Origin of the sequence: Synechococcus sp. CBW1107 (assembly GCF_015841355.1) — a bacterium.
In the GTDB taxonomy this organism is placed as follows: Bacteria; Cyanobacteriota; Cyanobacteriia; order PCC-6307; family Cyanobiaceae; genus Regnicoccus_A.
Map to the genome: position 1 here is coordinate 587,969 of NZ_CP064908.1, position 21,269 is coordinate 609,237.

Consider the following 21,269-nt stretch of genomic DNA (forward strand, 5'->3'; position numbering starts at 1 on the left):
TGATGCCCGTCCTGACCATGGCCGCCGGCCTGCTGCTCACCGCAGCCGTAGCCCAGCTGGGCGCCACGGCTGCGGCTGTCCCGGCCCCGGCTCCGGCCCCTGCTCCGGCCCCGGCCGTCGCCCCGAGCACCGAGTTCAGGACCCAGCAGGTGCGTCCCCTCAGTGGCGGACTCGACCGCGTGGCGGTGATCAACGACAACAACCCCGAGCTGATCATCCAGCCCGGCATCCTGCTCTCCACCTTCAACGGCCGCGGAACGCTCGCGGGCCAGCCGTTCTCCACCCCTGAGGCCCACCTGAACGTTCCTCTGCAGGGACGCTTCGATCTGTTCAGCCACCACGTCTATGCCGGCCGGCCGGAAACCCTCGACTCGGTGCTCTGGCTGGGGGTGGTGGCCGCTCCGGTGAACAGCAAGCCGGTGCGGCTTCGGGTGCTGAGCGGATCCACGGCCCTGTCCCAGTCGAGCGATCCGAGCCAGCCGGCGGCTCCCTTCCTGCCGCTGCCGCCCCTGATGACCCACGACGGCACATCGGTGTTCGCCGGCCCAGGGTCACGGGTGGCGGCCGAACTGCTGCAGAACCGCCGCGGCAGTGGGATTCCCCAGGAGTGGACCCTGTCTGCGGGTCAGCTCACCACCCTGCTGGCCCTGCCGATTCCCGTGAAGGGGCTCGATCCTCTGCTCAACGGCCGCAACCTGCAGCTGCGGCTGGAGAGTGACGGTCCCGTGGAGTTGGCCACCCTGGCCGCCTTCGGAGGCGAGCAGCCACCGGAAGCGGAGGTCTGGAGCCGCCTGCTGCGCGCCGGACTCAGCGCCAAGGAGCACGTGCCCACACCCAGGGGGCAGCCCGGGGGCATCATCTACTCGCGGGTGAGCGGCGTGCAGACGGGCAGCCGCTGGAGCGCACGGCTCACCGATCCCGGCACGAGGTCACTCTCCGTGCGCAGTGCACCGGGGTCCTGGCCGATCGCCTCGCTGGAGCGGGGCAGCCTGGGCAGCGGCCAGGTGCAGACCGCCGAACTGCAGGCTTTCTACCCGGGCACCGCCTGGGCCGCGCACGGAAACTACGGCGTGGAATACGACCTGACCCTGCCCCTGGTGAACGACACCAAGACCCCAGTGGCCCTCGATCTGGCCCTGGAATCCCCGCGCAAAACCGACAGACCCGAAGGCGGTCTGCGCTTCAACCTCACCCCGCCCAGGGCGGTGGTCTTTCGCGGCACGGTGGAGGTGAGCGGGCTGGATGGCCCGGAAGGCCGTCCAGCCGGACGTCGCTGGTTCCATCTGGTGCAGCGCCAGGGTGAGAAGGGCCCCAGCCTCGGGCGCATCAGCCTGGCCCCAGGCCAGCAACGGCAGGTGAGGGTGCGGCTGATCTACCCCGCCGACGCCACGCCCCCCCAGGTGCTGAGCCTGCTGCCCGCTCCGGTGCTCCCACAGGCAGCTGTGAAACAATCCGAATCCGTGCCGGCCCCCCGTCCGTGAGTCAGACCCGCAAACGCAGGGCGTTCCCCTTCACCGCCATCGTCGGCCAGGAGGAGATGAAGCTCGCCCTGTTGTTGAACGTGATCGATCCCCGCATCGGCGGGGTGATGATCATGGGCGACCGGGGCACGGGGAAATCCACCACGATCCGCGCCCTCGCGGATCTGCTGCCGGAGATCGAGGTCGTTGCCGGAGATCCTTACAACAGTTCCCCCAGCGACCCCGACCTGCAGAGCGCCGAAGTGCGCCAGCGGGTGGAGAGCGGCGAAGCACTGCCGGTGGAAGCGCGCCAGGTCCCGATGGTCGACCTTCCCCTCGGTGCCACCGAAGACCGCCTCTGCGGAACGATCGACATCGAGAAGGCTCTGAGCGAAGGGGTGCGGGCCTTCGAGCCGGGTCTGCTGGCCAAGGCCAACCGCGGCCTGCTCTACGTCGATGAGGTGAACCTGCTCGACGACCATCTGGTGGACGTGCTGCTGGATTCGGCCGCTTCCGGGTGGAACACGGTGGAGCGGGAGGGGGTCTCGGTGCGTCACCCGGCGCGCTTCGTGCTGATCGGCTCGGGCAACCCCGAGGAAGGAGAACTGAGGCCCCAGCTGCTCGATCGCTTCGGCATGAGCGTGGAGGTGCGCACGGTTCGCGATCCGGAGCTGCGCGTGCAGGTGGTGGACCAGCGCACCGGCTACGACAGCGATCCCGACGGCTTCAACAGCCACCACCTGAGCGCGCAGCAGGCGCTGCAGCAGCGGGTGGTGGACGCCCAGCAGCGGCTCCCCGAGGTGCTGATCGATCCTGATCTGCGCATCCGCATCTCGGCGGTCTGCGGTGAGCTGGATGTGGACGGCCTGCGCGGCGACATCGTCACCAACCGGGCGGCCCGGGCCCTGGCCGCCTTCGAAGGACGTACCGAAGTGACCGACGACGACGTGGCCCGGGTGGTGGCCTGCTGCCTGCGCCACCGGCTTCGCAAGGATCCGCTTGAGCAGATCGATTCCGGTGATCGTGTGATCAAGGTGTTCTGCAAGATCTTCGAGATGGCGGACACCTCCCGCGACGCCTTCCAGCTGTCCCTGGCGGCCTGAAGCCTTGCGCATCCTCGGCATCGATCCAGGCCTGGCCCGTGTCGGCTATGGCCTGATCGAGACCGGTCCGCCCCAGCGGCTGCTGGACTGCGGAATGATTCGCACCGAGGCCGGCACACCGGAGGGGGAGCGACTGGTGGAGATCGCCCGCGACCTGCGCTGGCTGGTGCGCCGCTGGGGCCCCGAGCTGGCCTCCGTCGAGAAATTCTTCTTCTACCGCTCCAGCACCACCATCTCCGTCGTGCAGGCCCGGGGGGTGGTGATGATGACGCTGGCCCGGCTGCGGGTGCCGGTGGTGGAGTTCCCGCCGATGCAGATCAAGCTGGCGCTCACGGGCTCCGGTCATGCCGACAAGAACGACGTGCTTGATGCCGTGATGCGGGAACTGGACCTGGCCCATCCCCCCCGCCCCGATGACGCCGCCGATGCCCTGGCCGTGGCCCTCACCGGCTGGTTTCAGCGCTGATGGCGGGTGAACCGGGGCCGGCCGACCCCAAAGCTCTCTGGCGCCGACACTTCCGCCAGCGACGGGCTGCTCAGCCGGAGGCGCAGCGGAGGCGGCTGCTGGAGCAGGCCCTCAGTGCTGTGCCCCCCCTGATCGGGGCAGATCAACGGCTTGGGCTCTACTGGCCCCTGGCCGGTGAGCCGGATCTGCGGGACCTGGCCGGGGTCCTTCCAGCCCGGCTGGCCCTGCCCGCCATCCGGGCTCCGGCAGGAGAGGCCAGGCTCGGCTACGAGATCTGGCGGCCCGGCGATCCACTCCGGCCCGATGCGGCGGGGGTGCCGGCGCCGGGGCCAGCCGGGACGCCGCTGCCGGCTGCGTCGCTCGGCCTGCTGCTGGTGCCGGCCCTCGCGTTCGACCGCCGCGGCTTCCGGCTCGGCTATGGCGGCGGCTGGTTCGACAGGTTGCGGGCCGATCCCCGCTGGCGATCGGTGCCGGCCCTGATCGTGGCTCCCGCCGCCTGCGCCGTGGAGCGGTTGCCGGTGGATCCGTGGGATGTGCCGTTCGACGGCTGGCTCAGCGACGGGGGGATCGAATGGTTGCAACCTGTTGAGAGGGACTCGGCGTGATGCTCCCCGCGCCGATCCTTTGCCAGGATCCCCGGGTGCGACCCCGTGTTTCCTTGGATCTCAGCCTCGATCACTCCCGCCCATCACCCGCCCGGCGGGTCGGTGCCCCCGCGATCGGGTCCGGCACGGTGCCCGAGCGGGTGATGGCTGCGGAGCTTGGCCACCGCTCTCAGCCGAGTGAAGCCCTCTCGATGATGGTCAGCTCCATGGTCCGCATGGTTCAGGCCGGCAAAGGCCAGGCCGCCGGCAGCCGCTGGTCAGCCTCCTGAGGGCGCCCTAACCTGGCCTCCTGTCCTTTCGGACGCGACCACGCTCTGCCGATGACGACTTCACGCTTCGCACGGCTCTGCAGCCTGCTCTCCCTCCCAGTCCTGGGAACCCTGGTTGGGCTTGTCGCAGCTCCAGGCAGGGTCGAGGCCCATGCGATCGAATCAAGCCTGGATCGGCTGGAATCCCTGAGGGATGGGCTGATGCTCGAAAGCCGCTTCTCCAATGGTGAGCCCGTGAAGGGCGCCATGGTGAGGCTGGTGCCTCCCAATGGCGGCCAGCCCCTGGAGGTGGGTCGGATCGATGCCCAGGGGCGCCTCAGTTTCAACATGCCCAAGGGCGCCGAAGGAGACTGGGAGCTGCAGGTGGATGGGGGCCCCGGACACCGTGACTTTCTCGAGCTGCCCACCCATTCGGGCCAGGCACAGCTCGATCGTGTGAGCAGCTCCAGCTCCGGTCAGTGGCTGAAGCCCACACAGGACCTGGCCCATCGGCACGGCTCGATGCTGCTGATCGGCGGCATCACCGGACTGGGCGCTCTGGTGGGTGGTCTGGCGGTGCAGCGGCGCCGCCGCGGCTGAAGGCAAGCGCCACACTGGGGCCACTTCCGCCCTGACCCCCTTCATGAGCACCGGCAGCGAAAGCCTCGACGCGATCGTGGAGCGCCTGCGGGGCACCAGTGACCCCAGACGCCGCTACGAGTACGTGCTCTGGCTGGCCAAGAAACTCGAACCGCTGCCCGACGAATTCCGTCAGGAGGTGTTCAAGGTGAAGGGCTGTGTCTCGCAGGTGTACGTGGTGGGGCAGCTGATCGATGGCAAGCTCCACTGGCGAGGGGATTCGGATGCTCAGATCACCAAGGGGTTGCTGGCCCTTCTGATCGCTGGGCTGGAGGGACTCTCGCCAGACCAGGCTGCTGAGCTCGACCCCGGTTTTCTGGCCGAGACGGGCCTGCAGGCGAGCCTCACCCCCTCCCGTGCCAATGGATTCCTGAACATCCTCAAGATGATGCAGGCCCAGGCCAGGAGCCTGGCAGCGGAATGATTTCTAGGATCATCAGTTTCGCGGCGCAATCGGCATGACCATCGGCATCGGCTTGCTCGGTCTGGGCACGGTGGGAGCCGGTGTCGCCGAGATCCTCACCTCCCCGGCCGGTCGCCATCCACTGGTGGCGGAGCTTGAGCTGCGGCGCATCGCCGTACGCGATCCGAACCGGCCCCGGCCCGTGACCCTGGCTCCTGAGTTGCTCTGCACCGACCCGGCCGAGGTGGTGAACGACCCCTCGGTGGAGATCGTCGTGGAGGTGATGGGCGGGCTGGAGCCTGCCCGCACGCTGATCCTCGCGGCCATTGCCGCCGGCAAGTCGGTGGTGACGGCCAACAAGGCGGTGATCGCCCGCCATGGAGAGGAGATTGCCGATGCCGCCGCCCGCCAGGGGGTTTACGTGCTGATCGAAGCAGCGGTGGGAGGCGGCATTCCCATCATCGAGCCCCTCAAGCAATCCCTGGGGGGCAACCGCATCCAGCGGGTGAGCGGCATCATCAACGGCACCACCAATTACATCCTCACCCGCATGACGGATGAGGGGGCCGCCTACGCCGAGGTTCTGGCGGAGGCCCAGAGCCTGGGTTACGCCGAGGCTGACCCCGCCGCCGATGTCGAGGGGCATGACGCCGCCGACAAGATCGCGATCCTCGCCGGCCTGGCCTATGGCGGCTCCGTGGAGCGTTCATTGATTCCCACCGCCGGCATCAGTGAGCTTCAGGCGCGGGATGTGGGCTACGCCAGCCAGCTGGGCTACCGGGTGAAGCTGCTGGCCGTGGCTCAGCACCTGGGCACAGAGGCCAACGGCGAAGAATGCCTTGATGTCCGGGTGCACCCGACGCTGGTGCCCGCCGATCATCCCCTGGCGGTGGTCAATGGGGTCAACAACGCGATCCTGGTCGAGGGAGATCCCGTGGGGAGGGTGATGTTCTACGGTCCCGGGGCAGGGGCAGGGCCTACCGCCTCGGCCGTGGTGGCCGACATCCTCAACATCGCCGGCATCCGCCAGGTGGGCGGCTCCGGCGGCGGGCTGGATCCCCTGCTGGCGGCCAGCCGCTGGCGCCGCTGCCGTCTGGTGGAGAGCTCCCGCACCAGCCACCGCAACTACGTGCGCCTGCAGACCAACGACCAGGCCGGGGTGATCGGTCGGATCGGCAGCTGCTTCGGTCAGGAGGAAGTGTCGATCCAGTCGATCGTGCAGCTGGAGGCCAGCGGCGGCCAGGCCGAAATCGTGGTCATCACCCACGAAGTGGAGGAGGCCCGATTTCAGGCGGCACTCGCCGCAATCAGGGCCCTCTGCGAAGTCCAGAGCGTGGCGGCATGCCTGCGCACCCTCTGAGGTCATCAGCAGTCCTGCTGGTGTCGAGAACGAGTGCTCATGCCGCGATGGTTGACGGGCAGGGGGCGGGCAGAGTCAAGATGGAAACATTCCGCAAATTTCACGCGGATGCGGACGCCCTCATCGGTCCCCTCCAGTTGTTCAGCCTGAACGCCAGCTCAGCCGTCCCTGCGAAACCCTGAATCCATCACGGACGTTCCCCATCACCTCTCCTCACCGCTTCCCGGTACCGAGCCCTGACCGCTTTCCCTGCCAGCCCTGATCAGGGCAGCTGTTCGTCCCACCACCCCGCGACCGTCATGACCCTTCATCAGGGTGACTGCGTGTACCTTGCCACCGATCTGGCCATCAGCGCCGGTCTCCCTGGCGGCGAGAGTTCCTCCACCTGGACCATCGGCGAGACCGCTCAGACTCAGGACACGGTGTATCAGGTGATCGGTGTGGATGCCCTCCGTGACCGCTGCTGGGTGCGGCGCTGGCCCCTGGCACGGCACGGCTCTCCGGTGTTCGAGGTGTCGATCCGCCAGGTGGAGCTTCATCACCTTCCCCAGTCCCGGAGCTGCCCGTCTCGGTCTTGAATGGGGGCTTCTGAGCACCCGGGAGCATCCTGCACGCTTTGCCTGGCCTGAAGCCGCTGCGTTCGGTCTCCCTGCTGGCCGCCCTGGTGGTGCTGCTGCTGGGCTGCCAGCCCCAACGTCCGGGGGGGAGGCTTGTGGTGGGCAGCCGCACGAGGATCGACTCAGTAGACCCGGCGGCCACCTACAGCTTCGGGGCCCTGCAGCTGATCAGCGCGGTCGGTGATCCCCTCTACGCCATCAATGCCAGGGGGGAGCTGCAGCCCCGTCTGGCGACGGCTCTGCCGAGGATGAGTCCTGATCGCCTCACCGCCTGGGTGCCGCTGAGGCGTGGGGTGCGCTTCCACGACGGCACCCGCTTCGATGCCGCCGCCATGGTGTTCACCCTGGAGCGCTTTCTGGCCATCGGCAAGCTGAGCTACCTGCTGGGGGATCGCATCGTTTCCGTGCGCGCCAGCGGCAGCCATGAGCTGGAACTGAGGCTGCGGCGTCCCTTCAGCGCCCTGCCCCAGCTGCTGAGCGCCGTCAGTCTCACCCCCCTCTCCCCCACCGCCTACCGAAGTCACGGCAAGCGCTTTCTCAACGACCGCTTCGTGGGAACAGGCCCCTACAGGCTCACCTTCTTCGCCGACCAGCAGCAGCGGCTGGAGCCCTTCACCGACTACTGGGGGGAGCGTCCCGCCAACAGCGGTCTCGACCTGGTCAACCTCAGCAACTCCACCGCTCTCTACGGGGCTCTGCGCAGCGGCGAGGTGGATGTGCTGCTCTCCACCAGCCTGGAGGGAGACCAGCAGCTCTCGCTGCACCAGGACGCCCAGAAGGGCCGCCTCCTGGAAGGGGTGGGTCCCGCGCTTGAGATCGGCTACCTGACCCTGCTCAGCGACCAGCCGCCCCTGAAGAACCCCGTGGTGCGCCGTGCCATTGCCCACAGCCTCGACCACGACCTGATCAGCCAGCGGGTCACCCATGGCCTGCGGCCGCCGCTGCGGGATCTGGTGCCCCCCAGCCTGAGCGGCTCCGAACCGACGGCCTGGCCGGCCTACGACCCGGCGGAGGCCCGGCGACTCTTCGAACAGGCCGGCTACTGCCGGGGCCGGACGCTGAACCTGCCCTTCACCTTCCGCTCCAACATCCCCGCCGACAAGCTGTTCGCCCTGATCTGGAAGGAACAGCTGCGCCGGGATCTGGGGGACTGCATCGTCCTGGAGGTGAACGGGATGGAATCCACCACGGCCTACCGTCAGCTCGGCGAGGGAGCTTTCGCCTCGATCCTGCTGGAGTGGATGGGCGACTACCCCGACGCCGACAACTATCTGCAGCCGCTCCTGGGTTGTGACAAGGCCGTGGGTCATCGCTGTCTGGAAGGGCCCAGTGCCTCCAGCGGCAGCTTCTGGACCCGCCCTGGCCTGAACGAGGAGCTGCTTCTGAGCCAGAGCCTGGAGGGGGCCGAGAGGATCAGGCTCCTCCAGCGTCTGCAGCGGGACACCGCCGCCGCGGCCCCCTACATCCCGGTCTGGCTGGTGGCGCCCAGGGCCTGGGCCCAGGCTGGGCTGAGCACTCCGCAGTTCGATGGTTCCGGCCGCGTCGTGCTCAGCCGGCTCCAGCAGCGGCCTGCGGCTTCGAGCGCTTCGAGGCCTGCGCCATGAGCCGCCGCCGCCAGTTGCTGGGCTACCTGGGCAGCCGGCTGCTGCTGGCCCCTGTGATGCTCTGGCTGATCGCCACCCTGGTGTTTCTGCTGCTGCGGCTGGCCCCTGGGGATCCCATCGACGCCCTGCTGGGCACCCGGGCACCGGAGGCGGCGCGGCAGGCCCTTCGCCAGCAGCTGGGCCTCGACCAGCCCCTGCCCGCCCAGTACGGTCACTTCCTGGCTGATCTGCTCAGGGGCAATCTGGGGGAATCGCTCACCAACCAGACCCCGGTGCTGGAGGTGATCCGCCAGAGCCTGCCCGCCAGCCTGGAGCTGGGGCTGTGCGCGCTGCTGATCGCCGCGGTTCTCGGGCTGGCGGTGGGCTTTAGCGGCATCGCCCGCCCGGAGGGCAGGCTCGACCTGGCCGGACGCCTCTACGGCATCGGCACCTATGCCCTGCCGCCGTTCTGGGCGGCGATGGTCATCCAGCTGATCTTCGCCGTCTGGCTGGGCTGGCTGCCGGTGGGGGGGCGCTTCCCCGCCACTCTGATGCCCCCCAGCGGCACCGGCTTCTATCTGCTCGACAGTCTGCGTGCCGCCAATCCCCAGCAGCTGGCTGGCAGCCTGCGGCACCTGGTGCTGCCCGCCGCCACCCTCGGCCTGCTGCTCAGCGGCATCTTCGCCAACGCCCTGCGGCTCAACCTGCGGCGGGTGCTGCGCTCCGACTACGTGGAGGCGGCCCGCAGCCGCGGCCTCAGCGAAACCCGGGTGGTGCTCCGCCATGCCCTCCCCAATGCGCTGCTGCCCGTGCTCACGATCACCGGCATCACCGTGGCCTCGCTGATCGGCGGCGCTCTGCTGATCGAGGTCACCTATTCCTGGCCCGGGATCGCCTTCCGGCTGCAGGAGGCCATCGGGCAACGCGACTACCCCCTCGTGCAGGGGATCGTGGTGGTGGTGGCAGCCCTGGTGGTGCTGGTGAGCGTGACGGTGGACATGCTGGTGGCGGTGCTGGATCCCCGCATCCGCTTCTGAGCAGCCCGTTCAGGGGCCGATGCGGCCGCGCCATCGCCTGGCACTGCGCCCATCGAGCACGTAGGCCGTCACGCCATCGCGGCTGCGCCGCTGCGGAGCCATCGGAATGGCCGTGTCCACCGATGCCAGGAAATCGGACGTGAGGCTCAGCAGCAGCTCCTGGACCCGCACCGGCTCCATCCCCACCAGACCATCGCCGAGCCGCCAGAGAGCCTGCTCATGCTCCTTGACGCGCACCACGGAAAAGTGACTCCCGCCGTCCACCATCACCAGACGGCTGCGAGGATCCCGGTGCTGCAGGAACAGCGCCAGCTGCTCGCTCACCGGCGGGGTGACCAGATCCAGCCCGCCGCCGATGATCAGCAGCGGAGCCTTGAGATGCTCCAGACCCCGGCCAGGCCAGAGCAGGCTGCCGAAGCCATTCAGGCTCACCACCGCGGCCAGGGCTCTTGGCGGGCCACCTGCGGGCTCCGGCAGGGGCACCTCCTGGAGCTGACATTGCAGCAGCCTGGAGATGTTGATCAGGGGGATCACATCCAGAGCCCGCTCGCAGCGGCGAGCCAGCCCCGGGACCGGGCGCAGTCCGCTGGCCAGCAGCGCAGAAAGCCCTCCCAGGGAGTGGCCCATCAGCACCACCGAGTGGCCGAGAGGGGGGATCCGCCCCTGCCGTTCCGCCGCCAGAACCGCCTCGACATCAGCCAGCCGATCGGGAAGGGTTTCAGCCCCTGGTGGGGGGCGCTGGCCGTCAAGCATCTGGCGCACCGCCGTCTCGTTGCTGCCGGGGTGCTCGATCAGCACCACCGGCCAGCCACGGGCCGCCAGGCCCCGGGCCAACCAGCCGAGCTGGGCGCTGCTGCCCCCGAGTCCCGGCATCAGCACCACCCAGGAGCCCTGGCGTGGCGGGACGGCCGGCCACACTTCAATCTCCAGGGGGGCTGACCTGTGGGCCACCGTCAGGGCGATGGTCCTGGGCCTGGGGTCAGGCTGAATCGCCGCCAGCCGTGCACTGGTCTCCGAATCCTCCCGGTTGCGCAGCGGCAGATCCCGCAACCGCTCCAGCGCCAGGGTCTGCTCCTCCAGCTGATGCCGCCAGAGCCCCGCCAGCTGCAGCAGCCCATCGAGATCAAGGGTGAGCCGGGGGGTGGGCACCGCCAGCAGCAGGTCCACGAACCGGATCGGCTCGGGCCGCTGCAGGCGTTCCCGCAGGGTGGTGAGCAGCAGCACGCCACTGCCGGGCTTGCCTCCGGCGAACAGTTCTCCCACCGCCTCCAGCACCTGGCGCCCCGCCCAGCTCTGCAGCAACTGCAGAGCGAAGCCCCGATCGGGCAACAGGGGTGATCGCAGCAGGGTCACCAGATCGTCACGGCTGCCCTGGTCGAGCAGCTCGAGCCAGATGGCCAGTTCATTGCGGCTGCCCTTCGGGTCCCGGCTCCAGGCGTCGAGCTGATGCAGATCGAGGGGCAGCGAGAGACCATCGAGCTGCACATCCAGCCGGTCGGCCGCGCTGACCGGCTCCACCAGCCGTGGAGCCACCGAGCCCACCAGCAGACTGGTCAGGAGTGCCAGCCCCCGACGGACGTGTTGTGACAGAGCCGCAGGCAGGAGCAAGCCAACCAATCTGGTGGCTCCAGTTTCCCGCGCCGCTGCGCGAACTCACCGTGATCCGCCTGGTGGGCAGCTTCGGGGCCGGGGGAATCCTCTACCTCACCCCGGTGGTGTTCCACCAGGCTCAGTTCTCGGCCCTGGCAGTGGGCCAGGGCCTGGCCGCCGCGGCACTGGCCGGCACCCTGGGGCGGCTGCTGAGCGGCTGGTGGCTCGACCGTGGCCTCAGCACCACCCGGCCGGTCCTGCTGGCGGCTCTGATCTCGGTGCTGGCCGACAGCCGACTGTTCACTGCGGAAACCTTCCCCGCCTTTGTGCTGGGGCAAGTGCTTCTGGGCACAGCGATGGGGATCTACTGGCCGGCCATCGAGCTGGCGGTGCCCCTGAGCGCACCGCCTCTGCCCACCAGCCGTGGCTATGCCCTGGTGCGCACCGGTGATGCCCTCGGCGTGGCCCTTGGGGTGCTGCTGGGAGCCCTGATGGCGGGCAGCCGGCACCTGCGCGGCATCTATCTGGTGGACATCGTCTGCATGACGGTGGTGATCAGCCTGCTGCTGCGCTCACCCCTGCCCCTGGCGGCGCCCACCGGCGACCAGGATCGCCGCCTGCCCTGGCACCAGTGGGTGAAACCCCTGCTGCCCCTGCTGGGGGTCACGCTGCTGGCCACGGGCATGGTGTCACTGCTCCAGAGCGCCCTGCCTCTGGATCTGGTGCGGGGCGGTCTGGAGCGTGCGCCGCTGAGCGAGAGCCTCGGAGCCCTGCTGCTGGGACTCCAGCTCAGCCTGCTGCTGCTGTTCCAGTGGCCCCTGGGGCGCTGGCTGGGGGAGCGGCCGGTGTCCTTCGGGCTGGGCTGGAGCCTGCTGGGCTTTGCGTTCGGCAGCCTGTTGCTGGCCCTCTCCGCGCTGGGCTGGCAGAGCCTTTCCCTGCTGGTGCTGGCCCAGGTGCCCCTGGCGGCAGCGGCGGCGGCCTTCCTCCCCACCGCCAGCGAAGCGGTGATCGAGGTCACACCGGTCTCGCACCAGGGGATGGCCCTGGCCCTGTTCTCGCAGTGCTTCGCGATCAGCTCCTTCGTGGCCCCGCTGGTCGGGGGCTGGTTGCTGGAAAGCCAGCGGCATGGAGCCGGCCTCTGGCTGCTGATGACACTCCTGAGTCTGCTGGGGCTGCTGCTGGTGGGGCAGCTGAACCGCTTCCATCCCCACCCCGGTCAACGGCGGACCCGACCGCAGCCCTGAGCGACGGCGTTCCCCCCTCAGGAGTCCTTGACCTGGGCCCTGGCCTTCTGGGCACGGATCCAGGCCTCGGATTCATGGGGGAGCGGCTCGGTGCCGTATTCCCAGTCGTCGTAGTCGGGATCATTGCGAATCCGCTGGTGCAGTTCCTTCTGAACGTCGAAGTTGTGGGGGTGATCGGCCGGAGCGGCCGGATCAACGGGGGCGTTCGGAGCGGCGTTCGGATCGTTGGCGGGGGACGTCTGGGATGAGGGCATCACCGGCCACTGCAGCTGATGCCATTGTCCCCCCTGGCCGGGGACGTCGCCGGCACAGACCCTGGAGCGGGTCCGCCGCAACAATGGAGCGCCCCGAGTGATGACCTGGCCGTGACCTATTGCGTGGGCCTGCTGCTGGACGAGGGCCTGGTGATGGCCTCCGACTCCCGCACCAATGCCGGTGTCGATGATTTCGCCAGGTTCTGCAAGATGACCACCTTCGAGCGGCCCGGGGACCGGGTGATCGTGCTGCTCAGTTCCGGCAGCCTGGCCGGCACCCAGGCGGTGGTGAGTCTGCTGAAGCAACGGGCCAGCCGCGACGATGGCGCCATGACCCTGTGGACCGCCCAGACCCTGTTCGATGTGGCCGTGCTGGTGTCGGATGTGATGCGTGAGATCGAACATCGCGATGCCCCCTTCCTCGAGGGCAGTGCGGTGAGATTCAACGCCTCGTTCATTCTGGGCGGCCAGATCAAGGGAGAAGCCCCGCGGCTGTTCCGCATCTACGCCGAAGGGAACTTCATCGAAGCCGGCGACGACACGCCCTTCCTGCAGACCGGCGAGGCGAAATACGGCAAACCGATCCTCGACCGTGTGATCACCCCGGCCACGACGATGGCCGACGCCACCAAGTGTGTGCTGGTGTCCTTCGATTCCACCATGCGCAGCAATCTGTCCGTGGGGATGCCGATCGACCTGATCTGCTACGAGCGCGACAGCCTGGCGATTCATCAAAGGCGCCGCTTCCAAGAAGGCGATCCCTACTTCTCCGCCCTGAGCACCGGCTGGAGCGCCGGCGTCCGCCAGGCATTCCGGGACCTTCCAGCACTGGAATGGTCCTGATCCCTGACCTGAGACGCAACGATTCAGGCCAGCGGGGATGGGCCTGTTGTGGGCGTGAAGCGCCTGTGCCCGACCCTGGCCGTCGCAGCATGGGCAGCCCTCCCGGAGTGAACGTCTGAGGGGATGGTTCCCTCAGACGTTGAACAGGAACTCCATGACGTCGCCTTCCTGCACCACATACTCCTTGCCCTCACTGCGCAGCCAGCCGCGGTTGCGGGCTTCGGGCAGGGAGCCGGCCTCCACCAGCTGGGCATAGGCCACGGTCTGGGCGCGGATGAACCCCCGCTCGAAATCGGTGTGGATCACCCCGGCGGCCTGGGGGGCGGTCATGCCGGCGGTGATGGTCCAGGCGCGGGTTTCCTTCTCACCGGTTGTGAAGTAGGTGCGCAGACCCAGCAGGCGGTAGGTGGCGTGGATCAGGCTCTGAAGCCCGCCCTCGCTCACGCCGAGGCCCTCAAGGTAATCGGCGCGCTCAGCCTCGCCCAGCTCGATCAGCTCCGCCTCCACCTGGGCCGAGATGCGCACGGCCTCGGCGCCTTCCCTGCGCGCCAGCTCCTCCACGGCGCGGGAGAAGGGATTGCCCTCGGCGAGGTCATCTTCCGAGACGTTGGTGGCATAGATGATCGGCTTGGCGGTGAGCAGCCCCAGGGGCCTGAGCATGGGCGCCTCCTCCTCGCTCAGCTCCACGTTGCGGGCGGCACCGCCCTGCTCCAGCTCGGCCTGGATCCGCGCGAGGGCGGCATCCTCGGCCTGGGCCTCCTTGCTGGTGCGCGCCTGCTTCTTCAAACGCTCGCGGCGCTTCTCGATCTGGCCCAGATCCGCCAGCCCCAGCTCCAGATTGATCACCTCGGCATCGCGCACCGGATCCACAGCCCCGGACACGTGAATCACGTCATCGTCCTCGAAGCAGCGCACCACGTGCACGATCGCGTCGACCTCGCGGATGTTGGCGAGGAACTTGTTGCCCAGCCCCTCTCCCTGGCTGGCACCTTTCACCAGGCCGGCGATGTCGACGAACTCCACCCGGGTGGGGACGATCTCACGGGAGCTGGACACATCCGAAAGCATCTTCAGCCGCGGATCGGGTACCGCCACGACGCCCACATTCGGCTCGATCGTGCAGAAGGGGAAATTGGCCGCCTGGGCCTGGGCGTTGGCCACCAGGGCGTTGAACAGGGTGGATTTGCCCACATTGGGCAGCCCCACGATTCCGGCTTTGAGCATGGAGCGAAATCTAGACGGGGGTCCTCCAGACACTGGGGGCCACAGTTGGAAGCCCCACCAGGAAGACTGGTCTCAGTGAACGGAGCACGGCCATCGCCACGCGGATGCTCGAACAACCCCCAGCCCCGAAGCTGCCGGAAGCTGCGCTGTCTCCCGGCGTGACCACGGCGACCGGAGTCGGAGGCCTGGCTCCCCGCCACCGCTGGCGGCGGCGGCTGGCGGCCGGAGCCGCGGCCCTGCTGCTGGTGGTGGGTGGCGTGACTCTCTGGCAGAGGCAGCGCCAGGCCGCCAAGCGCAGCAACCTGGCTGACTTCACCGTCGTGGCCAAGCGCGGCTCCCTGCCGGGGGTGGTGAGCGCCAGCGGCGAGCTGGAGGCAGGCCGCAGCGTCAACGTGAGCCCCAAGCGCGGCGGGGTTCTGGAGTCGCTGTTCGTGGATGAAGGCGACCGGGTGACCAGGGGCCAGCCGATCGCCCTGATGGACAGTGGTGACCTGCGCCAGCGGGAGCTGGAACTGGGGGCCCAGGTGCGCCTTGCGGAGGCGGAGGAGAGCCGCGCCCGCTCCGACTACGAACGCCGTCTCAAGCTGTTCGATGAGGGGGCCATCAGCGAAGACGACATCGTCTCCTTCCGAACCCGAGCCCTCACGGCCCGGGCCTCACTGGACGTGGCGCGCAAACGATTCAACCAGCGCACGGTGGAACGTGATGAGCTCACGATCCGGGCTCCCTTCGACGGGGTGATCACCCAGCGATTCGCCGATCCCGGTGCCTTCGTGACTCCCACCACGTCCGCCTCGGCGAACGCCGGCGCATCCAGCTCCTCGGTGGTGGAGCTGGCCCAGGGGCTGGAGGTGGTCGCCAAGGTGCCCGAGAACGACATCGGCCGGATCAGCGTCGGCCAGACCGCCAGTGTGCGGGTGGATGCCTTTCCCGACAAGCGATTCGCCGCCCGGGTGGTCAAGGTGGCTCCGCGGGCGGTGAAGAACAACAACGTCACGTCGTTCGAGGTGAAACTCAGCCTCAGCGATCCCAACAATCTGCTGCGCATCGGCATGACGGCCGACATCGACTTTCAGACCGGCAGCCTCCCCCCACAGACCCTGGTGCCCACGGTGGCGGTCGTCACGGAGGAAGGACGGCCGGGCGTCCTGCTGGTGGGCAAGGACAACCAGCCCCGCTTTCAGCCGGTGACCCTGGGCTCGAGCAGTGGCCGCAACACACAGATCATCTCCGGTCTCGAGGAGGGCACAAGTGTGTTCATCGACCTGCCCCCCTGGGCGAAGAAACGGGGGTCCTGAATCCGTCCGGGGCCACCGATCAGCTCCGGCCTCCGCTGAGGAAACGGCGGCTGGCCTCCAGGATCCGACCGCTGGCCTGACCATCGCCGAAGGGGTTGTGGGCCTGGGCCATGGCCTCGTAGGCCTGGGGATCCTCGAGCAGGCGGCTGGCCTCGTTCACGATCGACTCGCTGGCGGTGCCGATCAGCCGCGCGGTTCCAGCCGTGACCGCTTCCGGCCTTTCCGTGGTGCGCCGCAGCACCAGCACGGGCTTGCCCAGGGCCGGTGCCTCCTCCTGCAGACCACCGGAATCGGAGAGCAGGAGAGTGCAGCCCCGGATCGCCCCCACCAGCTGGTCGTAGTCGAGCGGTTCGCAGAGATGGGCGCGGGGATGATCGCCCAGAAGCTCCTGCAGGGGCTCCCGGACCGTGGGGTTGCGGTGCAGGGGCAGCAGCAGCGCCGTGTCGGGATGGCTGTCCAGCAGCTGACGGAACCCCTGGCCGATGCTGGTGAGCCGCTCCCCCCAGTTCTCGCGGCGGTGAACGGTGGCCAGGATCACCCGCTGTCGCTCCCAGTCGAGCCCGGGGAACTGCGGCAGGGGGGCCTGAGCGGCCATCAGCAGCAGCGCATCGATCACGGTGTTGCCTGTGACCAGGATCTCCCCCACCACACCTGAGGCCTTCAGGTTGGCCTCGGAGACCGTGGTGGGGGCGAAGTGCAGCAGGGCCACCTGGGAGATCAGGCGACGGTTCGCCTCCTCCGGAAAGGGATCGAGCAGGTTGTCGGTGCGCAGCCCCGCCTCCACGTGACCCACGGGGATCTGCTCATAGAAGGCGGCCAGGGCTGAAGCGAAGGCGGTGGTGGTGTCGCCCTGCACCAGCACCAGGTCGGGGCGATGCTCCAGAAACTCCTCACGCAGGCCCTGGAGAGCCGCGCAGGTGACATGGGTGAGGGTCTGCTTCGGGGTCATCAGGGCCAGGTCGCGATCGGGGGTGAGCCCGAACAGATCCATCACCTGAGCCACCATCTCCCGGTGCTGACCGGTGAGCACCACCCGGGTGCGGAAGCCCGGATCACGCTGGAACGCCAGGATCACCGGTGCCAGTTTGATCGCTTCAGGCCGGGTGCCCAGCACGATGCTCACGAGCGGTGCGGTGGCGGTCAAGGGGGCGAGGCGGTGGCTGGGATCCTAGGGAAGTGGCCCTGAGGCGCTTGGTGACACGGGCTGAGTTTCGAGCAATGCTGAGAGCGATGGACGCCCCTGGACCGTGAACCCGCTCGAGAGCAGCAGCGCCCCACAGGTCATGGTCGAGTCCACTGCCGTCAGGCGGCCTCCCCCACCTCCGCCGGCACCCTCGACGGAAGCTTCCGTGCCTTCCATGCCGGAAGTGGGGCGAGCCAGCTTCGGCGATCTGCCGTCCAGCCTGGAAGCGATCGTGGCGATCGCCGACGCCAGGGGCTACTCCGATGTGCATCTCGGGGTCGGTGAATCCCCTCGCTACCGAGGCCAGGGAGTCATCCTGCCCACGGGTTGGCCCATCACCGATCGGGAGCAATTCCAGCGCTGGCTGGAGGAAATCCTCCCGGCCAGCGATCTGGATCACTTCCAGCAGTGCCTCGACTTCGATGGGGCCCACGCCTTTCCCTTTGCGCGAGTCCGCATCAACCTGCTGGAGAGCGTGCGCGGGCCCGCCATGGTGCTGAGGTTGATCCCCCTGGAGGTGCCGAGCCTGGATCAGCTGGCCATGCCGCCGGTTCTGAAAGAGCTGGCCACCTATCCGAAAGGGCTGGTGCTGATGACCGGTCCAACAGGCTGCGGCAAGAGCACCACCCTGGCGGCCATGATCGACTGGATCAACAGAACCGTCGCCAAGCACGTCATCACGATCGAAGATCCGGTGGAATTCGTGCACACCAGCCGCACCTGCCTGATCCGTCAGCGGCAGGTGGGACATCACACCAAGCGCTTCCACACGGCGTTGCGTGCGGCTCTCCGGGAAGATCCCGATGTGATCCTGATCGGTGAGATCCGCGATCGTGACACCCTCTCCACCGCCCTCGAAGCAGCCCAGACCGGCCACCTGGTCTTCGGCACCCTCCACACCAATTCAGCGGTGCGCTCGGTGGACCGGGTGATGGGCCTGTTCGATCCGCAGAGCAAGGAGCAGATGCGCCGGGAGCTGGCGGAATCCCTCCTGGCGGTGATCTCCCAGGGGCTGATCCGCACCCGGGATGGAACGCGCACCGCCTATCACGATCTGCTGGTCAACACCGAAGCCTGCCGCGACTACATCCAGCGGGGGGATCTCGATGAAGTGGAGCAGATCATGGCGCGCAGTGCCTTCGATGGGATGCAAACCATCAATCAGTCGCTTGCAGCCCTGGTGGAGGCTGGGACGGTGGCCCCCCGGGAGGCCCTCTCCCACAGTCTCAAGCCGAACGAACTGGCCCAGACGTTGCGCGGCCGGATCAGCTGACGCAGCCCGCTCAGCTGACGCCATGGCTTGAAGCTCAGGAGCGAGTGGCCAGGCGGATGAGCAGCAGACTCGCCAGGCCCAGGGACAGGCCCAGCATGGCCAGACGTCCGTTCCAGATCTCCGCCTGGGGGGTGAAGCCACGGCGCCAGGCATTCAGTTCCTGGGGATCGACATCGACGGGCTCGAGCCGGTTCTCGCTGATCTCAGCAGGGGCCATCTGTTCTCGTCCCAAGACAGAGTTGAAATCACTCTAAAGGGATTAACGACCTGACCGTGTTTCGTAAAGGCTGCCGGCCTGCTCGAGCGGCAGCCTTGCCAAAACCCCCAGATCGCAGTCGCTGCAGGCCCCGCCGGCCAGGCGAGCCGCGGCCGCCACGCCGATCATCGCGGCGTTGTCCGTGCAGTAGGCCAGGGGAGCGACACGCCACTGCAGACCGAGGGCATCGCAACGGTCCTGCATGGTCCGGCGCAGGCGGCGGTTGGCCGCCACCCCGCCCACCAGCACCACGGTGTCCAGCCCCTGATCCAGGGCGCAACGGCAGCTGCGATCCACCAGCACATCCACCACCACCCGCTCGAAACTGGCGGCGATGTCGGCCAGCGGCAGCGGCTGCTGCTCCTGCTCCAGGCGCTGCACCAGCCGCAGCACCGCGGTTTTCAGGCCACTGAAGCTGAAGTCGTAGGGATGGAAGCCACCCTCAGGCCTGGACACCCGGCCCTTGGGCAGGGGGAAGCGCTCTGGATCGCCGGCGGCTGCCGCCGCCTGGATGGCGGGGCCTCCGGGATAACCCAGTCCCATCAGCCGCGCCACCTTGTCGAAGGCCTCACCGGCCGCGTCGTCATGGCTGCGTCCGAGGCGCCGGTAGGCCCCGACCCCCTCCACCCGCACCAGCTCGGTGTGACCGCCGCTGACCAGCAGCACCAGGTAAGGACCCGCTGGCAGAGGGTCCCCCAGTTGCACCGAGCAGAGGTGACCCTCCAGATGGTGCACCCCCAGAAAGGGCAGGTCGTGCAGGCGGGCAAGGGTCCGGCCGGTGACCGATCCCACCAGCAGGGCCCCCACCAGACCCGGCGCCACCGTCGCGGCGATGCCGTCGAGATCGGCATACCCCAGGTCCGATTCGGCCATCACCCGCTCCACCAGCTGGGGCAGGGCCTCCACGTGGCGCCTGGAGGCGATTTCAGGCACCACGCCTCCCCAGCGGGCATGCTCCTCGACCTGGGAGGCCACAGCACTGGCGAGCACCTGACGATCACGCACAACGGCGGCGGCGGACTCGTCACAACTTGTTTCGACGGCCAGAATGGTGGGCATGGGCTCCAGGGAAGTCCCCTACTGTCCGCGTGTGACATCCTGCCTTCCGGCAGGGCTTTCCCCGGAACCGGACACGATGCGCCGTCTTTTCGCCGTTCTGATTTCCGCCTTGCTGCTGTTCGGCTTCGCCTCCGTGGCCAACGCCGACGTCGCCGGGCTCACCCCCTGTGCTGAGAGCTCACGCTTCCAGCAGCGGGCCAGCTCCGCGGCCACCCCGCAGGCCAAGGCACGCTTCGAGATGTACAGCCAGGCCGTCTGCGGTCCTGATGGGCTGCCCCACCTGATCGTGGATGGCCGCTGGAGCCATGCGGGCGATTTCATGATCCCCGGCATCGCCTTCCTCTACATCGCTGGCTGCATCGGCTGGGCTGGCCGCTCCTACCTGCAGGCGATCCGCGGCAGCAAGGACGCCACCATGCGTGAGATCCAGATCGACCTGCCCCTCGCCCTCAAGAGCACCCTGGCCGCCGCCACCTGGCCCCTGGCCGCCTTCGGCGAGTTCACCAGCGGCAAGCTGCTGGAGTCGGACTCCAAGATCACCATCTCGCCTCGCTGAGGATCTGAAGGTTCAGCTCAGGCCCGGGTCCATGACCACGGGCCGGTTTCCTCAACTCCAGCCCCTCCCCCAACGTCTCCCGGCCCCGCCAGGGGTTGACTCCATGAAGAAATTTCTGACCACCGCCCCGGTGTTCGCTGCCATCTGGTTCACGATCACCGCCGGGATCATGATCGAGTTCAACCGCTTCTTCCCCGACCTGCTCTTCCATCCCCTCTGAGTCCAGAGCCTCCTCAGTTCTGGCCCTCTCGGAGCCAGAGCCTCGGACCACACCCATGATCGAGCGGCCCGAAAGGGCCGTTTTTTGTTGGCGAACGCGTCCGCCCTGTCCCTCGAGAGACCCTCCCCCTGGATCAACCGGCATCACGCGAGGTTGAGCAACCCTTCCAGGCTGCAGATCGCCTGATCCAGGTCACCGTTCACCAGCACCGCATCGAATTCCGCCTCCGCCTCGAGTTCCTGTTGAGCACGGCTGAGCCGCCGCTGGATGGCCTGCTCGCCCTCGGTGCCCCTCCCACGGATGCGCCTCTCCAGCTCCTCGAAGCTGGGGGGCTTGATGAACACCTGGAACCCGGCTGGAAAACTGCGCCGCACCTGACGGGCTCCCTCCAGTTCGATCTCCAGCACCACCGATTGTCCCTGGGCCAGATGCTCCTCCACCGGGGCGCGCGGCGTGCCGTACAGGTTGCCGGCGAATTCGGCCCACTCCAGGAAGCCACCAGCCTGCACCTGGGCCTCGAAGCGCCCGCGATCGAGAAAGCGATAGGTGGTCCCGTCGATCTCACCTGGTCTGGGCGCCCGGGTGGTGGCCGAGACCGACAGCCAGAGCGCGGGGTGACGCTTCAGAAGAGCCGCCACGAGGGTGCCCTTGCCCACACCACTGGGGCCGCTGATCACGGTGAGCCGTCCTGGCATTGAAGGCGATCCCATGGAGGTCTCCGGCTGGCCAGCAGAGTAGTGGGATCCCA

At 68.3% G+C, this 21,269-nt stretch carries 24 protein-coding genes; 17 read left to right on the top strand and 7 right to left on the bottom strand.

Going from position 1 to position 21,269, the window contains the following annotated elements; translation table 11 throughout:
* The first annotated feature begins 2 nt into the window (after window positions 1-2).
* From I1E95_RS03095 to I1E95_RS03145, 11 genes are all read left to right on the top strand, one after another.
* A complete protein-coding gene (locus I1E95_RS03095) occupies window positions 3-1,481 on the top strand; it encodes a DUF3370 domain-containing protein (protein WP_197165391.1) in 1,479 nt (492 codons plus the stop codon).
* Window positions 1,478-2,563, top strand: a complete 1,086-nt coding sequence (gene bchI / locus I1E95_RS03100) for a magnesium chelatase ATPase subunit I (protein ID WP_197165393.1) — start codon at window positions 1,478-1,480, stop codon at window positions 2,561-2,563. Before I1E95_RS03095 ends, bchI begins: the two co-directional genes overlap by 4 nt.
* 4 nt (window positions 2,564-2,567) lie before the next feature.
* Window positions 2,568-3,029 (top strand): crossover junction endodeoxyribonuclease RuvC, encoded by a 462-nt coding sequence (gene ruvC, locus I1E95_RS03105; protein ID WP_197165394.1) that lies wholly within the window; start codon window positions 2,568-2,570, stop codon window positions 3,027-3,029.
* Window positions 3,029-3,634 (top strand): 5-formyltetrahydrofolate cyclo-ligase, encoded by a 606-nt coding sequence (locus tag I1E95_RS03110; RefSeq protein ID WP_197165396.1) that lies wholly within the window; start codon window positions 3,029-3,031, stop codon window positions 3,632-3,634. The genes ruvC and I1E95_RS03110 overlap by 1 nt, the downstream gene beginning before the upstream one ends.
* Window positions 3,635-3,687: 53 nt before the next feature.
* A complete protein-coding gene (locus I1E95_RS03115; RefSeq protein ID WP_197165398.1) occupies window positions 3,688-3,903 on the top strand; it encodes a hypothetical protein in 216 nt (71 codons plus the stop codon).
* Window positions 3,904-3,954: 51 nt separating this feature from the next.
* Window positions 3,955-4,482: a hypothetical protein gene (locus tag I1E95_RS03120; RefSeq protein ID WP_231594824.1), complete on the top strand. Its 528-nt coding sequence runs from the start codon at window positions 3,955-3,957 to the stop codon at window positions 4,480-4,482.
* Between the two features lie 43 nt (window positions 4,483-4,525).
* A complete protein-coding gene (locus I1E95_RS03125; RefSeq protein WP_197165400.1) occupies window positions 4,526-4,945 on the top strand; it encodes a SufE family protein in 420 nt (139 codons plus the stop codon).
* A gap of 34 nt (window positions 4,946-4,979) precedes the next feature.
* A complete protein-coding gene (locus tag I1E95_RS03130; RefSeq protein ID WP_197165402.1) occupies window positions 4,980-6,284 on the top strand; it encodes a homoserine dehydrogenase in 1,305 nt (434 codons plus the stop codon).
* 299 nt (window positions 6,285-6,583) lie between these two features.
* The gene (locus tag I1E95_RS03135; RefSeq protein ID WP_231594825.1) at window positions 6,584-6,862 is read left to right on the top strand and encodes a hypothetical protein; all 279 of its coding nucleotides are present in this window, start codon (window positions 6,584-6,586) and stop codon (window positions 6,860-6,862) included.
* Window positions 6,863-6,909: 47 nt separating this feature from the next.
* Window positions 6,910-8,505, top strand: a complete 1,596-nt coding sequence (locus I1E95_RS03140; RefSeq protein ID WP_197167050.1) for an ABC transporter substrate-binding protein — start codon at window positions 6,910-6,912, stop codon at window positions 8,503-8,505.
* Window positions 8,502-9,521: an ABC transporter permease gene (locus I1E95_RS03145; RefSeq protein WP_197165403.1), complete on the top strand. Its 1,020-nt coding sequence runs from the start codon at window positions 8,502-8,504 to the stop codon at window positions 9,519-9,521. The genes I1E95_RS03140 and I1E95_RS03145 overlap by 4 nt, the downstream gene beginning before the upstream one ends.
* Before the next feature lie 9 nt (window positions 9,522-9,530).
* On the opposite strand, the gene I1E95_RS17185 is transcribed toward I1E95_RS03145, so the two are convergent.
* Window positions 9,531-11,129 (bottom strand): alpha/beta fold hydrolase, encoded by a 1,599-nt coding sequence (locus I1E95_RS17185; RefSeq protein ID WP_304623249.1) that lies wholly within the window; start codon window positions 11,127-11,129, stop codon window positions 9,531-9,533.
* A gap of 50 nt (window positions 11,130-11,179) precedes the next feature.
* Between I1E95_RS17185 and I1E95_RS03155 the strand changes: the two genes are divergently transcribed.
* Window positions 11,180-12,355: an MFS transporter gene (locus I1E95_RS03155; RefSeq protein ID WP_197165407.1), complete on the top strand. Its 1,176-nt coding sequence runs from the start codon at window positions 11,180-11,182 to the stop codon at window positions 12,353-12,355.
* Between the two features lie 17 nt (window positions 12,356-12,372).
* Here the strand turns inward: I1E95_RS03155 and I1E95_RS03160 are convergent, their stop codons facing one another.
* Window positions 12,373-12,609, bottom strand: coding sequence for a hypothetical protein (locus I1E95_RS03160; protein WP_197165409.1), 237 nt, complete (start codon window positions 12,607-12,609; stop codon window positions 12,373-12,375).
* Window positions 12,610-12,627: 18 nt separating this feature from the next.
* Between I1E95_RS03160 and I1E95_RS03165 the strand changes: the two genes are divergently transcribed.
* Window positions 12,628-13,452 (top strand): proteasome-type protease, encoded by an 825-nt coding sequence (locus tag I1E95_RS03165; RefSeq protein ID WP_231594826.1) that lies wholly within the window; start codon window positions 12,628-12,630, stop codon window positions 13,450-13,452.
* Between the two features lie 132 nt (window positions 13,453-13,584).
* Here the strand turns inward: I1E95_RS03165 and ychF are convergent, their stop codons facing one another.
* On the bottom strand, window positions 13,585-14,676 hold the full coding sequence (gene ychF, locus I1E95_RS03170; RefSeq protein WP_197165411.1) for a redox-regulated ATPase YchF: 1,092 nt from the start codon (window positions 14,674-14,676) through the stop codon (window positions 13,585-13,587).
* 104 nt (window positions 14,677-14,780) lie between these two features.
* Here ychF and I1E95_RS03175 point away from each other — a divergent pair, with 104 nt between their 5' ends.
* Window positions 14,781-15,974: an efflux RND transporter periplasmic adaptor subunit gene (locus I1E95_RS03175; RefSeq protein WP_322782580.1), complete on the top strand. Its 1,194-nt coding sequence runs from the start codon at window positions 14,781-14,783 to the stop codon at window positions 15,972-15,974.
* 19 nt (window positions 15,975-15,993) lie between these two features.
* Here the strand turns inward: I1E95_RS03175 and wecB are convergent, their stop codons facing one another.
* Complete coding sequence (gene wecB, locus I1E95_RS03180) at window positions 15,994-17,118, bottom strand: non-hydrolyzing UDP-N-acetylglucosamine 2-epimerase (protein WP_197165413.1); 1,125 nt, start codon at window positions 17,116-17,118, stop codon at window positions 15,994-15,996.
* Window positions 17,119-17,257: 139 nt separating this feature from the next.
* Between wecB and I1E95_RS03185 the strand changes: the two genes are divergently transcribed.
* On the top strand, window positions 17,258-18,430 hold the full coding sequence (locus I1E95_RS03185; protein ID WP_370594572.1) for a type IV pilus twitching motility protein PilT: 1,173 nt from the start codon (window positions 17,258-17,260) through the stop codon (window positions 18,428-18,430).
* A gap of 34 nt (window positions 18,431-18,464) precedes the next feature.
* On the opposite strand, the gene I1E95_RS03190 is transcribed toward I1E95_RS03185, so the two are convergent.
* The gene (locus I1E95_RS03190; RefSeq protein WP_006170318.1) at window positions 18,465-18,647 is read right to left on the bottom strand and encodes a hypothetical protein; all 183 of its coding nucleotides are present in this window, start codon (window positions 18,645-18,647) and stop codon (window positions 18,465-18,467) included.
* 42 nt (window positions 18,648-18,689) lie between these two features.
* Entirely contained in the window at window positions 18,690-19,745 is a 1,056-nt protein-coding gene (gene tsaD, locus I1E95_RS03195) for a tRNA (adenosine(37)-N6)-threonylcarbamoyltransferase complex transferase subunit TsaD (protein ID WP_197165422.1), read from the bottom strand.
* A 76-nt stretch (window positions 19,746-19,821) separates the two neighbouring features.
* Between tsaD and I1E95_RS03200 the strand changes: the two genes are divergently transcribed.
* Together I1E95_RS03200 and psaJ are read left to right on the top strand one after the other, a co-directional pair.
* The gene (locus I1E95_RS03200; protein WP_197165423.1) at window positions 19,822-20,301 is read left to right on the top strand and encodes a Photosystem I reaction center subunit III; all 480 of its coding nucleotides are present in this window, start codon (window positions 19,822-19,824) and stop codon (window positions 20,299-20,301) included.
* Window positions 20,302-20,404: 103 nt separating this feature from the next.
* Window positions 20,405-20,521 (top strand): photosystem I reaction center subunit IX, encoded by a 117-nt coding sequence (psaJ, locus tag I1E95_RS03205; RefSeq protein WP_185465876.1) that lies wholly within the window; start codon window positions 20,405-20,407, stop codon window positions 20,519-20,521.
* 143 nt (window positions 20,522-20,664) lie between these two features.
* On the opposite strand, the gene gmk is transcribed toward psaJ, so the two are convergent.
* Complete coding sequence (gmk, locus tag I1E95_RS03210; RefSeq protein WP_231594828.1) at window positions 20,665-21,231, bottom strand: guanylate kinase; 567 nt, start codon at window positions 21,229-21,231, stop codon at window positions 20,665-20,667.
* Between the last annotated feature and the right edge of the window lie 38 nt (window positions 21,232-21,269).